This is a genomic window from Parabacteroides faecis, assembly GCF_014647375.1.
GTDB classification, from domain to species: Bacteria; Bacteroidota; Bacteroidia; order Bacteroidales; family Tannerellaceae; genus Parabacteroides; species Parabacteroides faecis.
This window is the reverse complement of the sequence record NZ_BMPB01000006.1, coordinates 237,946-253,932: the sequence shown is the minus strand read 5'-3', so window position 1 is coordinate 253,932 and position 15,987 is coordinate 237,946. Positions and strand designations below refer to the sequence as shown.

At 44.8% G+C, this 15,987-nt stretch carries 7 protein-coding genes; 5 read left to right on the top strand and 2 right to left on the bottom strand.

What is annotated here, in order from left to right; translation table 11 throughout:
• Position 1: 1 nt before the first annotated feature.
• From IEY67_RS10130 to IEY67_RS10110, 5 genes are all read left to right on the top strand, one after another.
• Positions 2-3,235 carry an efflux RND transporter permease subunit gene (locus tag IEY67_RS10130; protein WP_183668344.1) on the top strand — a complete coding sequence of 1,078 codons (3,234 nt, stop codon included), beginning with the start codon at positions 2-4 and terminating at the stop codon, positions 3,233-3,235.
• Positions 3,236-3,458: 223 nt separating this feature from the next.
• On the top strand, positions 3,459-5,279 hold the full coding sequence (locus IEY67_RS10125) for an O-antigen ligase family protein (protein ID WP_183668342.1): 1,821 nt from the start codon (positions 3,459-3,461) through the stop codon (positions 5,277-5,279).
• Between the two features lie 294 nt (positions 5,280-5,573).
• The gene (carB, locus tag IEY67_RS10120) at positions 5,574-8,792 is read left to right on the top strand and encodes a carbamoyl-phosphate synthase (glutamine-hydrolyzing) large subunit (RefSeq protein WP_183668340.1); all 3,219 of its coding nucleotides are present in this window, start codon (positions 5,574-5,576) and stop codon (positions 8,790-8,792) included.
• A gap of 86 nt (positions 8,793-8,878) precedes the next feature.
• Positions 8,879-10,948, top strand: coding sequence for a ligand-binding sensor domain-containing protein (locus tag IEY67_RS10115; protein ID WP_183668338.1), 2,070 nt, complete (start codon positions 8,879-8,881; stop codon positions 10,946-10,948).
• A 203-nt stretch (positions 10,949-11,151) separates the two neighbouring features.
• A complete protein-coding gene (locus IEY67_RS10110) occupies positions 11,152-12,528 on the top strand; it encodes an NAD(P)/FAD-dependent oxidoreductase (RefSeq protein WP_183668336.1) in 1,377 nt (458 codons plus the stop codon).
• A 902-nt stretch (positions 12,529-13,430) separates the two neighbouring features.
• On the opposite strand, the gene IEY67_RS10105 is transcribed toward IEY67_RS10110, so the two are convergent.
• Positions 13,431-14,552 carry an ABC transporter substrate-binding protein gene (locus tag IEY67_RS10105; protein ID WP_183668334.1) on the bottom strand — a complete coding sequence of 374 codons (1,122 nt, stop codon included), beginning with the start codon at positions 14,550-14,552 and terminating at the stop codon, positions 13,431-13,433.
• A 20-nt stretch (positions 14,553-14,572) separates the two neighbouring features.
• A complete protein-coding gene (locus tag IEY67_RS10100; RefSeq protein WP_183668332.1) occupies positions 14,573-15,967 on the bottom strand; it encodes a DUF5074 domain-containing protein in 1,395 nt (464 codons plus the stop codon).
• Between the last annotated feature and the right edge of the window lie 20 nt (positions 15,968-15,987).

Sequence of the window (15,987 nt, the reverse complement as noted above, 5' to 3'; positions counted from 1 at the left end):
AATGAGTGCATCTCCTAAAATATCATCCTTTACGATCATCGTCACCTTTCTTTGTGTGGCGTTGACAGGACTGGCTTTCATTCCTCTCCTGCCGATCAAGTTGTCTCCCTCACGCACATTGCCCAGGCTGACTATCAGCTACAGCATGCCCGGTAACTCGGCTCGTGTGATCGAGATGGAAGTGACGTCGCGGCTGGAAGCGATGCTGGCACGTATCAAAGGGATCAAGGAGATCAACTCAACCTCCGGTAACGGTTTCGGGTATGTGACACTGGAACTGGATAAGCATACGAACATCGACGCCGCCCGCTTCGAGGCATCGACGATCGTCCGCCAGACATGGCCGAGCCTGCCCGACGGATTAAGTTATCCGATACTGGAAATGAGCCGACCGGATGACAAGGAATCAGGTCCTTTCATGACTTATACACTGAACGCGGCAGCCACACCTATCTTTATCCAGCGGTTCGCCGAAGATCAGATCAAGCCGCATCTGGCTGGTATCTCCGGCATCTACCGAATCGACGTGCGGGGGGCTACGCCTATGGAATGGCGTCTGGAATACGACAGCCGGCAACTCGTTTCGCTCGGCATCACGACCACGGATATACAGACAGCCATCGGCCAGTACTATAATAAAGAGTTCCTGGGGACAGGAAATATGAATACGAATGAACAGGAGGAATGGATACGCCTTGCCCTGATACCGGATAATGTGCAGAACGGTTTCGACGCTTCCCACATCACCGTGACCAGTAAAGAGGGAAAACTGATCCGCCTGGACCAACTGCTGAAAGTGACCCGGCAGGAAGAAGCCCCCCAAAGTTATTACCGTATCAACGGGCTGAACTCGATCTATCTTTCTATCCGGGCAGAAGAAACGGCTAACCAGCTGGAACTTGCCAAACAGGTAAAAAAGGAAATGGAACATATCCGCCAGTTATTACCGCAGGGATATGAGATACATACCAGCTACGATGCGACCGAATTCATCCAGAATGAATTGAATAAGATCTATATACGTACCGGACTTACTATCCTGATCCTGTTACTGTTCGTTCTGCTGATCACCCGGAATGTACGTTACCTGTTCCTGATCGTTGTCAGCCTGAGCGTGAATCTTTGTATTGCCGTTATTTTCTTTTATCTGGCAGGACTTGAAATGCAGCTTTACTCATTGGCCGGTGTCACGATCTCGTTAAGTCTGGTGATAGACAATACGATCGTAATGACCGACCATATACGTAACCGCCACAACCGGAAGGCTTTCCTTTCCATCCTGACGGCTACATTGACGACTATCGGTGCCCTTGTCATCATTTTCTTCCTCGATGAAAAGATACGGTTGAACCTGCAGGATTTTGCAGCCGTGGTGATCATCAACCTGGCGGTATCACTGGCTATCGCCCTGTTCTTTGTTCCTGCCCTGATCGAGAAGCTGGGATTAGGACAAAAGAAAAATGCAAAACGAAAAGCAGCTTTATCGGCTGAACCCAAAACAGTCCGTTTTGCCCGGATCAGAAAATGGGGAAACAGAGCGCTCAGACGATTCCCGGTCTATTTCAACCGGTATTACCGGGCACAGATCAGTTTCCTCTGCCGGTGGAAAAAGACGGCATGTGTTGTATTGGTTCTGGTTTTCGGATTACCTGTATTTCTCTTACCTGAGAAAATCGAGATGGACGATAAAGAAAAGACATATACGGCAACAGACTCATTACTCATAGAGAAATATAACAAAATCGTTTCCGGTGAAACTTATAAAGAGAAAGTGAAACCGGTCATCGACAAAGCGCTGGGAGGAACATTGCGTCTGTTCGTACAGAAAGTGTACGACGGCAGTTATTTTACCCGCAATGACGAAACAGTACTTTCCGTCACTGCATCAATGCCGAACGGTACCACGCTGGAACAGATGAACCAGTTGATGGGACGCATGGAAGCCTACCTGAGTACATTCAAAGATATTCGCCAGTTCCAGACGAATATATACAGTGCACGACAAGCCGGAATACGTATCTATTTCACCAAAGCGGCGGAACGGAGCGGTTTCCCGTATACGCTTAAAAGCAAGATCATCAGCAAGGCTTTGGAACTGGGAGGCGGTAGCTGGGGGGTATATGGTCTTCAGGATCAGGGATTCAATAATGACGTACGGGAGAGTGCCGGCTCCTTCCGTATCGAGATGTACGGATATAACTATGATGAATTGTACGAATGGGCAGAACAGTTGAAAGGACAGCTTCTCACCTTCCGGCGCATTAAAGAAGTACTTATCAATTCAGAATTTTCGTGGTGGAAAGACGATTACCAGGAGTTCTATTTCAATCTGAACAAGGCACGGATGGCACAGGAGAATATTCTGCCAATCGAACTGTTCGCCTCTATTAATCCGGTGTTCGGTAAAGATATTTACAGCGGCACGATCGTTGTCGATAATGAAACGGAGAAATTGAAACTCAGTTCACGCCAGGCCACAGACTATGACGTCTGGAGCATGCAGTATGTTCCCCAAAGCATCAAGGGTAAACCTTATAAACTGTCAGAGCTGGCTACCGTCGAGAAAGGACAGATGCCGCAGAAAGTAGCCAAAGTGAACCAACAATATCGCCTGTGCCTTCAGTATGAGTACATCGGTGCTTCCAACCAGGGAAACAAAATACGGGACCGTGTACTGAAAGAGTTCAATGCTTCACTTCCGATGGGCTATACCGCCAAAGCGGATAGTTATTATTGGAGCTGGAATACAAAAGATAATAAACAATACCTGCTGTTGTTGTTGATCATTATCATCATTTTCTTTACTACCAGTATCCTGTTCAACTCACTGAAACAGCCGTTGGCGGTTATCTTCGTAATCCCGATATCTTATATCGGCGTGTTCCTGACGTTCTACTGGTTCAAACTGAATTTCGACCAGGGAGGATTTGCCTCGTTCGTCTTGTTATGCGGTATTACGGTAAACGCCAGTATCTACATACTGAACGAATTCAACCAGTTACGCGAAGCCAAACCGAGAATGCCTCTCTGGCGATTATACCTGAAAGCATGGAATGCCAAAATAACACCGATCTTCCTTACTGTAATCTCTACTATACTGGGATTCATCCCGTTCATGCTAGGTCCGGATAAAGAAGCGTTCTGGTTCCCACTGGCTGCCGGTACGATCGGAGGACTGACCATGTCTATCCTGGGTATCTTTATATACCTGCCTATTTTCACGTTAAAGAAATGATCATCTTGTAAAGAATTAACCACTAATAACTGTTTTTCTTTCCTAATTTTGTGATAATCTTGGACGATTTGTTAATTATCCAAACCCTTCTTATGTCTTAAATGTTTTATGCAGGAGCTGATGAGTAATAAAAAAGAGGACGTCAGAGCTTGATGCATTTTAATTAACATCTTCTAAAATTTTACAGAAGTGGAGTCCGATATCACCCTAAAATAAATTAAAGATGAAAGTTTTATTTAAGTATCTACGACTATTATCCCTCTCTACGAGCGGAGCGTTACTTTTGTGCATCGTGTTTGCGGCCAATCCTGAAATCGCTGAAGGAACCATCACCGGAAAAATATTCTGGTTTCATTTCTCTATTTTATTACTAGCATTCAGTGTTTTATTTATGGAAGCCACAGTGAAAAAAAGTAACTTTACTTTTTCATTACCCGATGGGCTTTTATTACTGTTTATTGTACTTATCCTGTTCACGTATGACCGTGAACTTGACCCTCAACCCGAAAGACTCCTTTTTGCCGGTCAAATAGGCACTCTATGGTTTATGTTACGGGCCGTTCTGCAAACTCATTCCGAACTAAGGCTTTTTTTTATGTCTATACTTATATGTACAGGCATATTTGAAGCGATCTGGGGAATGGGACATTTATACGGCTCTCCTTCTACGGCTCATCCGCTTCTCAGGGCGGACGGACTTCTTTTCAACCCGACTCCTTTCTCCGGATATCTGGCGATCATTTTACCTGTTTGCCTGAACCTGGCTCTACGATTCCGCAATTGTGACAAGATGGCCTGGTGGGAGGCCAGAACCATGGTTTTCTATCTGGCGGTCTTTGCCATAGCGATTATTATGATAGCCCTTCCGGGGGGAATGAGCCGACCGGCATGGCTGGCAGCCGGAGCTTCCTGCTGCTGGGTTTTCTTCCTTAGAAAATCGGGATGGGAATTATTGAAAAAGAGAGTGATCAGGCATAACAAGAGCGTGATCTTCAGCTGTGTCATCCTGTTTCTGATCATTTCATTACTCCCTACTCTGGGTGGGATCTTTCATCCCGACCAATCCGCCAACCGGATGCTGATGTGGAACGTAACCACCAAGGCGATCCTGAACCAACCCGTTACAGGGACTGGCATGGGAGGCTTCCCGGCATTATTTGCCCAGACACAAGCTGATTATTTTGCATCGGGAAAAGCATCGGATACAGAACTCGCAGCAGCCGGCTGTCCCAAATTCGCCTATAACGACTATCTACAGATGGGGCTTGAATTCGGAGTCGCCGGGTTGCTTCTTTTTGCCCTGTGGATAGGGTTCTGCCTTTATTACGGATTAAAGAACAAACAAGTCGGGGCTACCGGTGCGATCCTTGCTTTATCGCTCTTCTCCATGTATTCTTATCCGTTACAATTACCGTCGTTCTGGATATTACTCATCTTTTTCTCGGCGATGTGCGTCACACGACCGGAGAGCATACAAAAGTCTTCACCGAAAAACTGTCCGCATATCGGAGCTTTTGCCGCATTAGTCGCCTGTATCCTGTTCTTCGGACAGCGAAGTTACTATGAGCCATACAAAGAGTGGAAAACTTTACGGACACTGGGACAAAAAGACGAGCAAAAAGTAGCCGCACAAGGATATATGTGTCTCTATCCACATCTTTCGCATAAGATAGAATTCCTGCAGGAAGGGGCCAGGTGTTTTCTGCAGTGCAGACAATATTCGGATGCCATCGTTTGGAGCCGCCGGGCAATCCGGTTGAGTGCCAATCCTGAATTCTATTATATCCTGGCAGAAAGCCACCAGCAACTCGGCCTGTACAAACAGGCGGAGAAGTATCTGTTGCAATGCCTGCATATCCTCCCGGAACAAATCGAGACTTATTACAGATTGACTAAGTTGTATGCAGAAACCAATTACTATCATCCGGAGAAATTACGGCTGGCGGCCCACTCCGTATTGACGAAAAAACCGGTAGTGAACAGTAAAACAACCATACAAATGAAAGAGGAAGTCTATCAGCTTCTTCGGGAGCAGTCATTTTAAAGCCACGATTCCCTTCATTTTTATTGCACATTAAAATTATAACCCCTATCTTTGCCGAAATTTTGTGAGGAAGAGTTTCATGACAAATAAGGTACAAAAGTGTAATCCGATGTTTATCTCCGGTTCAACGCCGGACATTGAAGCTCATTTCTTTAATTTACGGGATTATAATTTGTTTATATAGGATGCGTTGGTTATTTTTACTAACGCATTTTTTTTGTGTCCCGAAACGGCGATTATTAAAGGTATAATATTCTATAAAATCAAATTAATAAACAAAACAACCCAATTACTATGTCGAAGATTGGAATCAAAAAGGTGATTGTTCTGGGCTCGGGTGCCCTGAAGATCGGACAGGCCGGCGAGTTTGACTACTCCGGTTCACAAGCATTAAAGGCACTGAAAGAAGAAGGTATCAGTACCGTATTGCTGAATCCGAACATTGCAACTATTCAAACATCAGAAGGGGTAGCAGACAAGGTTTATTTCCTGCCTATCACACCGTATTTTGTTGAAGAAGTGATCAAAAAAGAACAACCGGACGGAATCCTGCTGGCTTTTGGTGGCCAGACTGCCCTGAACTGCGGAACTCAGTTATACACCAGCGGCACACTTGCCAAATATGGCGTAAAGGTACTGGGTACTTCTGTTGAAGCGATCATGTACACAGAAGACCGCGACCTGTTTGTAAAGAAATTAAATGAAATCGACGTAAAAACTCCGGTAAGCCAGGCTGTGGAAACGATGGACGATGCAGTAAAAGCGGCCTACAAGATCGGTTTCCCGGTAATGATCCGTTCCGCTTATGCACTGGGCGGTATGGGTAGCGGTATCTGCAAAGACGAAGCAGAACTGCGTACTCTGGCAGAAAGCGCTTTCGCTTACTCTACACAGATCCTGGTGGAAGAATCGCTGAAAGGCTGGAAAGAAATTGAATTCGAGGTAATCCGCGATAAAAACGACCATTGCTTCACCGTTGTAAGCATGGAAAATGTAGACCCGCTGGGCGTACATACCGGTGAAAGTATCGTGGTTGCTCCTACCTGTTCATTGACAGACAAAGAACTGGACCTGCTGAAAGAATTGTCGACCAAGACAATCCGCCACCTGGGTATCGTAGGCGAATGTAACATCCAATATGCATTCAATTCTGATACTTGCGATTACCGCGTGATCGAAGTAAATGCCCGTCTGAGCCGTTCTTCCGCACTGGCATCCAAAGCTAGCGGTTATCCTCTGGCTTTTGTGGCAGCCAAACTGGCACTGGGTTACAGCCTGGATGAAATCGGTGAAATGGGAACTCCGAACTCAGCCTATAAAGCTCCGGAAGTTGACTATATGATCGTGAAGATCCCGCGTTGGGACTTGACTAAATTTGTCGGTGTAAGCCGCCTGATCGGTTCAAGCATGAAATCTGTCGGCGAGATCATGTCGATCGGTAAGAGCTTCGAAGAGATCATGCAGAAAGGTCTGCGTATGATCGGACAGGGTATGCACGGTTTCGTTGGAAACAACGACGTGGAATTCGACAACCTGGACGATGCATTGGCTAACCCGACCGACCTGCGTATCTTCGCTGTCGCAAAAGCACTTGAAGAAGGCTATACGGTAGAACGCATCCACGAACTGTCAAAGATCACTCCGTGGTTCCTCGAAAAACTGAAGAATATCGTAGACTATACGAAAGTATTATCTCAATATAATAAGATCGAAGATCTGCCCGAAGATGTTCTGAAAGAAGCCAAACGCCTGGGCTTCTCCGACTTCCAGATTGCACGTTATGTAGAAGATCCGGAAGGCAATATGGAGAAAGAAAATATCCGTGTACGTAACCTGCGTAAGAAAATGGGTATCCTGCCGAGCGTAAAACGTATCAACACAATCGCTTCCGAACATCCGGAACTGACTAACTACCTGTATATGACATACGACGGTAGCGAACATGATATCCCTTACTACAAGAACGACAAGAGCGTGGTGATCCTGGGATCGGGTGCTTACCGCATCGGTTCTTCGGTTGAGTTCGACTGGTGTTCGGTAAATGCGGCACAGACTGCTCGTAAGCTGGGTTACAAATCGATCATGATCAACTACAACCCGGAAACGGTTTCTACCGACTACGATATGTGCGACCGTCTGTACTTCGATGAACTTTCTTTCGAACGTGTACTCGACGTGATCGACCTGGAATTGCCGAAAGGCGTAGTGGTATCCGTAGGTGGACAGATTCCGAACAACCTGGCAATGAAGCTGTATCGTCAGAATGTACCGGTACTGGGTACTTCTCCGCTGTCAATCGACCGCGCTGAAAACCGCCATAAGTTCTCAGCCATGTTGGATACACTAGGCATCGACCAGCCAGCTTGGGCAGAGTTGACCAGTATGGAAGAAATCGATGCTTTCATCGAAAAGGTGGGCTTCCCGATCCTGATCCGTCCATCTTATGTACTTTCCGGTGCTGCGATGAACGTTTGCCACAACAAGGAGCAGATGATTGAGTTCCTGAACCTGGCTGCTAAGGTATCTAAAGAATACCCGGTTGTCGTATCCGAATTCCTGCAGGGAGCAAAAGAAATCGAGTTTGACGCAGTAGCCATGAACGGTGAAGTGGTAGAATATGCAATCTCCGAACATATCGAGTTTGCCGGAGTTCACTCCGGTGACGCTACACTGGTATTCCCGGCTCAGAAAATTTACTTCGAAACGGCACGCCGTATCAAGAAGGTCAGCAAGATGATCGCTAAAGAGTTGAACATCAGCGGACCGTTCAATATCCAGTTCCTGGCAAAGAACAACGACGTGAAAGTTATCGAATGTAACCTGCGTGCTTCACGTAGCTTCCCGTTCGTTTCAAAAGTGCTGAAACGTAACTTCATCGAAACGGCAACACGCATCATGCTGGATGCTCCTTATACAAAACCGGATAAGAGTGCTTTCGACATCGACTGGATCGGTGTAAAAGCGTCTCAGTTCTCATTCGCCCGTCTGCACAAAGCTGACCCTGTACTGGGTGTGGATATGAGCTCTACCGGTGAAGTAGGTTGTATCGGCGACGATTTCAACGAAGCTTTGCTTTCTGCCATGATCGCTGTAGGTAATAATATTCCGAAAAAGAATGTCCTGGTTTCTTCAGGTGCAGCCAAAAGCAAAGTCGATTTGCTGGAGCCCTGCCGTTTACTGAATGACAAGGGTTATAAGATCTACGGTACAGCCGGAACCGCTAAATTCCTGAATGAAAACGGAATTGAAGCGACAGCCGTATGCTGGCCGGATGAACAGGGCGACCTGAATATCATGGATATGTTCAGCAACCATGTATTCGAACTGGTTGTCAACATCCCGAAAGATCATAGCAAACGCGAGCTGACCAACGGTTACAAGATCCGCCGTGCAGCGATCGATCATAATATCCCATTGATCACCAACGCTCGTCTGGCTAGTGCATTTATCGAAGCATTCTGCACAATGGATGTAAAAGATATCCAGATCAAAGACTGGCAGGATTACAAATAAGCAAATATTTTATTATATTTGTGGCAACAATACTGTAGAGACAGGGTTTTACCTTGTCTCTACATGTTTAATTTTAATTCGTGCCTATGTACAGACTACCGTTATTGTTCCTGACATTCATGCTGACATTCTTCGTCGCGCATGCATCGGTAGCCGTCCCTAATCTTTTCGTTAAAAACTTTACTGTAGATGATTATAAAGCCAGTTGCCAGAACTGGGGCTTATCGGTCGCGTCTGACGGCGTACTTTATGTAGCGAATAACTCTGGCTTGCTTACATTCGACGGAAACACCTGGAAACATTATAAGACACCGGACAATGCCATCATAAACGGCGTCACCTTCCTGAACGACACGATCTATACCATCAGCGAAAATTCTTTCGGAGGATGGACACGCGATCATCTGGGAGTGATGCGCTATCATAAACTGACTAAAATACCTGCCGAAGTCAAATTCAAAGAACCTCCCGCCTCTATCCCGTTCGTTCTTCCCGACGAGATACTGCATGCCCAGCCTTCCGTCTTCACGACGATCGGCGATCTGTATTTTATCGGAACGACTAATAACGGATTGTATATCACAAGCCCGGAGGGGACGATCCTGCGCCATCTGTCCACCCATGACCAGTCACTGCCCGACAATATCATACGGGCTATCTGCATCCAGGATGCGGAACAGATATGGATCGCTTTCGACAACGGGATCTCGCAAATATCGTTCTCATCTCCACTGATCCAACTGGGGAAACGGAGTCAGATAGGAAAGTTAAAGAATGCGACACTGTTCAACGACACACTGTATATACAGACCAACGTAGGATATTTCAAAAGGACACTGGAAGCCGGAGACAATTTCGAACCGGTCGATATAAAGAAAGAAACATTCCATAACCTCCCGCAAAACAGAGCTTTCGATTCGCTACAAGTCAAGAATGTATTCAATGATCCCGAATCATTGGGCGAATTTGCCCATGCGGAAGAGATCTATCCGATCGGCGACAACCTGTATTGGCTGTGCACAAAGAACGAAGCGGCTCTATTCCACAATGACGGGGGCAAAGGAACTTTAAAATGCCGCCTGTTGCTCAGCAACTATAATATGAACCTGGTTAACAGGGATCGTAAGATATATCCTTTAAACGATTCGCTTCATCTGATCTCTGCCATGCAAGGCGTCTTGCTGGTGAATATACGCGAACTGATAGAGGGCAGCCTCGGTTCTTCGACTCCTTTAAAGATATCGGAAATAAAGTATATCGATAAAAACGGCGATCATAACCTGCCTGTAAACTCCGAGAAAATCACGCTTCCACATAACTTTCAGGAGCTGACTGTGTATGTAGGCAGTACGATTTTTACCCCGAACCACCAGATCAGCTATATGATAGAAGGTGTTTCTTCCACCTGGTCACCCTGGCAAAAGGGGGGAGAGATTTCTTTCCTGCAACTTCCGGAAGGCAAATATCAGCTTAAGATACGTAAATACGTGGTAAAAGGTCCGTACCCGGAGATCGCTATTCCGATCACAGTACGTCCTCCCTGGTATAATACGATCTGGGCATGGCTGATCTACATCATTGCCACAGCCCTGATCGCTAAATATACGCTCAGTTATCACCTGAAAAACCTGCAAAGGGAAGAAAAGAGCAAGCTGGATGCCAAACGGCAGGCAGAAGAGCAGAAAATACAGGAGATGAAAAGCAAGATGCTGGAAGCCCAATTACAGAATAAGAACAATGAACTGTCTTTACAGACTTCCGCTTTGGTAAAACGAAACCAGGCTGTACAAAAGCTGTTGGATGAGCTGGAGCACCAGAAAGAGATATTGGGCGACCGTTATCCCAACAAACTTTATGCCCGAATGAAAAGCCTGATGGAAGAGTCACTGAACGATCAGGCGGACTGGGTTTTATTTGAGACACATTTCAACAGTGCACATCGTAATTTCATCGACCGCTTACGCCAGCAATATGATGATATAACGACCGGAGACCTGCGTATCTGCTGTTTGCTTCGTATGAATTTATCTACAAAAGAAATCGCATCCCTGCTAAATGTATCCGTACGTGCGATAGAATTGCGACGCTACCGGTTAAGAAAGCGTCTGTCACTGGACGGAGACACCAATCTGATAGACTTCCTTATGAATTACTAAAAATATTATTCTATATTTAGTATTTACCTAAACAACTAAATTACAGACTACTAAGTAACCTTGTAGTAGCTATGAGAAAGCGTTGATGTAGTCATTCCCCTTACTCCAAACATTTGCGCAAGTAGTGTAGTAGTACTTTTTCGCCAAAATATTTCCAAATGTATTTCCTTTGCCAGTGCATTTAAATCTTAATTTCTATAGACATGATGAAACACGATGTGGAAGAGCAGCTGGAAGAGTTGGAAAGGCACGGTATCAGTCGTCGTCATTTTCTCAAAATATTAACAGCAGCAGGCGTTATAACTGCTGCGGGTACACAACAAGTTCATGCATTCTCAAGTAATGCGAAAGGAAAAATCGTCGTTATCGGCGGAGGGGCTGCCGGAATCAGCATGGCAGCACGTTTGATGCACTGGCTGGATAGTCCGGATATTACATTAATCGACCCGAGCGATCGACAGTTCTACCAACCGGGTTTCACTTTAATCGCCTCTGGGGTTTATCAACCGGACGATGTATGGAAGAAACAAGAGGATTGTATTCCCAGCGGAGTAAAATGGATCAAAGATTCTGTTGCTGCGGTCGATCCGGTGATGAACCAGGTAACAACTAAAAATAACGGAAAAGTACCATACGACTTTTTGGTATTGACTCCGGGAGTACAAACGAACTGGGAAAAAGTCGAAGGTATTACACACGATACTTTAGGAGTGGGCAACGCTCATAGTATATATGATTTCGAAGGTGCACAAAAAACCTGGAAAGCGTTTCAGGAATTCTCCAAGACAGGCGGACGTGGTATCTATACAGATACTTACACGAAGCATAAATGCGGAGGAGCACCGAAAAAGATTTGTTTGCTGACAGACGATTACAACCGCAAACGGGGTACACGGGATAACATGAAACTGGATTACTTCACGGCAGCGAAAGAGCTGTATGATATTCCTTTTTATACTCCCCGCTTACTGGAGATTTATAAGGAACGTAATATTCCCATCAATCTCAACGTGCGTGTAAAAGGAGTTGATACGTCAGCCAAACAAGTACATTTTGAAAAGGTGGAAACAGTCGGAGAAGAAAAAGTGATCACTCCTTTCATAGAAGATTACGATTTCCTGCACTTCACACCGCCTATGTCGGCTCCGGATTTTGTTCGCGAAGCCGGACTGGGATGGACAGAAGGCAAATTGGCTGCCGATGCCTGGGTGATGGTTGATAAAACGACACTGGTGCACAAGACATATCCGAACATCGTTTCCTTAGGAGATGTGGCGGGTATACCGACCAGTAAGACATCTGCCGCTGTACGTAAACAAGTACCGGTAGCTGCTAAAAACCTGATCTCGCTGATGGAAGGCAAAGAACCCGTTGAGAAATATGACGGATACGCTGCCTGCCCGATCGTAACAGACTATGGACACGTACTTTTGTGCGAGTTCAATTACGATAAAAAACCGGAGACCTCGTTCCCGTTCAGCATGCTGGACACATCAAAAGAACAATGGGCGGCCTGGTTACTGAAAGTTTACATGTTAAAACCGATGTATTTCTACGGAATGCTGAATGGTTACGCGTAACGGACCAAAAATAACAACTCCCTATAATTCAAATGCCAAACTACAGAAAATCCCCGGCTCAGTCCTTGAGGCCGGGGATTTTGTTATTTTGCTGGCAATAGATTCAATTATTATCAGAATTGAGCTATCCCATAATCAAAGTGACTTAGCTATTACAGGTCTATTTGCCGTCAGTTTTAACTGACGGTTTACAAGTTTTCTCTCTTTTTTGGCTTCAGCCACATTTCTCTTCAATAGAGAGACTGCTTAAATGGGACTAAAGTCCAAAGAGAGAGAGCATTTACTAATCCGTTGGTTAAAACCAACGGCAAATGAACCTGTAACTAAGCATGTTTTATGTATGACTGATCGCCTGCTCGGATAGTTCAATTATTTCTAAAAGTAAGAAATTGTAATACCAACAAGGAGATAGTAGAAGCCCCTCTAGCAGCTTTTATGTATTAAGACGGGAGGAACTAAATGCTAAGATCTAAGATATTATTCCCACCTTGTACACCCGGGTAAATTACCCTGTACATCACACAAAGCCAATCTGTACACTCTATCAGGCTACCCTGTACGGGGTAGTTTTAATAGGTCGGGTCTTTTCTGCTAGTATCTCCCATATTAACAGGCAGTTGCCTACCTACTTACACATAGTTTTCCACAATGATGTAGGTGACAGATGACAGATAAGGTTGCAGATAAAAAGAAGCATCTGCAACACTTTATTACTTGATAACATGAATATTACACCATCAAGTGACAGATGGCAGATACTTTTTGAAAACTTTGTGTATATAACAAACGCCATTGCAAACAAAAGAGGTATTTGCAATGGCGTTATATTCTAAGAAACAGGATATTACAAGTTATTATTGCAAATAACAAATAAATCCGAAAAACTTTTAGGAAGAATTGTGTTATTCCATCTTCCGATAATAACGCGGCGTATAACCGGGCAATAGTTCGGGATGGAATACCCACACCAGATCTTTCAACAGATAGTCCGGATGGATCGGGAACTCCTCATAGTAAGGAACAACACCTGTATTACAGGTATAGATCCGACGATTCTTAAAGGCATCAAAGTTCTCGTAGGGAGTATACTCGGTACGCAGGTCTTTGTATGTCATATCATTTGCCTGATTATATTTGATCAGCCATATATCGGCATGGATGGCTTTATCGAGCACAGTTTCGAAAGACAGAGGTGTACTGCCTGCTCCGGGAAGATCTTTAAAGGTATAATCGGCACCGGCATCGGTATACAGATGGGCTATGTAGCTGTCTCCCGCCGGCATGTACCAGGAAGAGCCGAATTTCTTCTCTGAGATAACGGTCGGGCGATTAGTGACTGTCTTTACCAGCTCCTTCAACTTCAGATACCGGTCTTCCGTTTCCCGGAAGATTGAATCGGCCATCGCTTCCTTACCGAATAGCAATCCATAGAAACGTATCCATTCGGTACGTCCTAAAGGCAACGACTCCATATAATCGGCAGCCTCAATGATAGGAATACCCAGTTTCTCGGCAGGTCCATATCCTGCATTCTGAAAAGGGGAAGCGATAATGATCTCCGCCCCTATATCGATGATTTTTTCGATATTCGGCGCTGTAGCCTCCCCCAGATCGGCTATTTTCCCGGCACGTAAACCATCCTGAATAGCAGGAGTATCCATATAACGGGGTTCACAAACACCTATTATCTTATCCACCTCTCCCAGTTGGTCGATAATGGCAGCATGGACAGACGTATAGACAACTATATTCCGGATAGGGGTACGCACAACGGTTCCTTTCGGCAAGTTGTCCGGTACCGATTGCTCACGGTCTACCAGAAGATACCGTTGCAAAATACGGGTGCTATCCCACGGATCACGGACCTCGACAGAGGCATAGTCATCGAAATATTGAATCGTAAATCCCTGAGCATACCGGATGGTGTCGGAAGAGAGGGATTGACGGTCAGATGAACTTTGTTTCACATTACAACCGAATGTGAAACAAAGCATCAAACCTATTAAAACTTTATAAAGCTTCATTATACCTTTACCTTCTTTTCTTATTTAAGAAAGCCTACTCCCATTGGGTTAAGACCGGAGACTGCCAATTGATTGATCTTTTTACCCTCAGCCGAGAAGATAAACATATCTCCGGTACTTACATAATCGGAAGTACCAATATAAATATCGCCGGTAGCCGGATTTACATTCAGGCTATAAGCACCATCCACAACTGTTCCGTCGGTAATAAAATTCTTTGAAGTTTCCGTATCGCTCTTCGCATCATAAGAAACGAACTGTGTATTGATAGGCAACCAGTTTGCATCATTTTCAGATTGGATGACATATAGTTTATCAGCAGCCATTCCCATCATAATATTATCGTTTGTATAAAGAGAAGTTGATGTTCCAGCCTTCAAATCAACACGTCGAAGGGAAGCCTTCACATCTGCAAAATTACCACCACATACCACATAAAGTTCCCCGTCACTGTCAGCATTCATATACATAGGGTTTAAACCTACAACGATCTTTTTTTCTTCGGTGAAAGAAACCGGGTCGACAACCGATAAAGTAGAGTCCTTTACAGGATTATATCCACCAGAGTTAGCAACATACAATTTTCCACCTACCTCGCGAACCTGATAAGGATTAGGACCTACTTTCGTTTTCTTTGTGATCTCCATTGAAGTTGTATCAATCTCTGCCAAATGACCGTCAAACAGCGTTACATATACTTTTCCTTCATAAGCAGCCAGATAACGGGGAGACTGAGGTTGTCCGCTATCATCTTTCGGTGAAATTGTTTTCAATGACTTAGCAGTAGCATCTGTAATCTCAATTGTATTAGACTCACTTACGGCTATGTACATTTTAGAGCCATAAACCATAATATCATTGGCTGTATCACCTAATCCACGACCGTTGACAGAAGCAAATACTTTTGTTTTCAGTTCTTTTGTATTAGGATCATAATAATCTAACGTAGCATTATTAGATTGCCATTTTCCTGAGTTCATGAAATAGACTCCCGGTAAAACAGGTACGGGTTCTTCTGTGAAATCAGTCACTTGTACTTTGGCAATAGCATTCGACTCGCCTTTGGCATTAGCCGCGATTACAAGGATATAAGAAGCGAAATCCGTATCATCGGGAACCGTGAAACTGTTTGTTCCAACTGCCGTTTCTCCCAGTTTCGTATCTTTACCATTTCCATCAGAAGAAAGATAAAGTACATACTTTGTAATATCCTCCACAGAAGTCGGAGCAGTCCAACTAAGCGTTCCTCCAATCTTCGAGGCATTTTTATCGGTATCAGTAAATTTCACATCGGTTACAACACCGGTAGGGACTCCTTCGTCTTGTTTGTTATCATCGTCGTCATCACAGGCGACGAAAGAAAAAGACATCAATGCACATAGTGCAGACAGAAAAAGATAATTTCTTGTTTTCATCTTTCTTCTTGTTTTTAGTA

Excerpts from the sequence above, each read along its gene's own strand:
- IEY67_RS10100 (WP_183668332.1), bottom strand. The coding sequence starts at position 15,967 with ATGAAAACAAGAAATTATCTTTTTCTGTCTGCACTATGTGCATTGATG.
- IEY67_RS10130 (WP_183668344.1), top strand. The coding sequence starts at position 2 with ATGAGTGCATCTCCTAAAATATCATCCTTTACGATCATCGTCACCTTT.
- IEY67_RS10105 (WP_183668334.1), bottom strand. The coding sequence starts at position 14,552 with ATGAAGCTTTATAAAGTTTTAATAGGTTTGATGCTTTGTTTCACATTC.
- IEY67_RS10115 (WP_183668338.1), top strand. The coding sequence starts at position 8,879 with ATGTACAGACTACCGTTATTGTTCCTGACATTCATGCTGACATTCTTC.
- carB (WP_183668340.1), top strand. The coding sequence starts at position 5,574 with ATGTCGAAGATTGGAATCAAAAAGGTGATTGTTCTGGGCTCGGGTGCC.
- IEY67_RS10110 (WP_183668336.1), top strand. The coding sequence starts at position 11,152 with ATGATGAAACACGATGTGGAAGAGCAGCTGGAAGAGTTGGAAAGGCAC.
- IEY67_RS10125 (WP_183668342.1), top strand. The coding sequence starts at position 3,459 with ATGAAAGTTTTATTTAAGTATCTACGACTATTATCCCTCTCTACGAGC.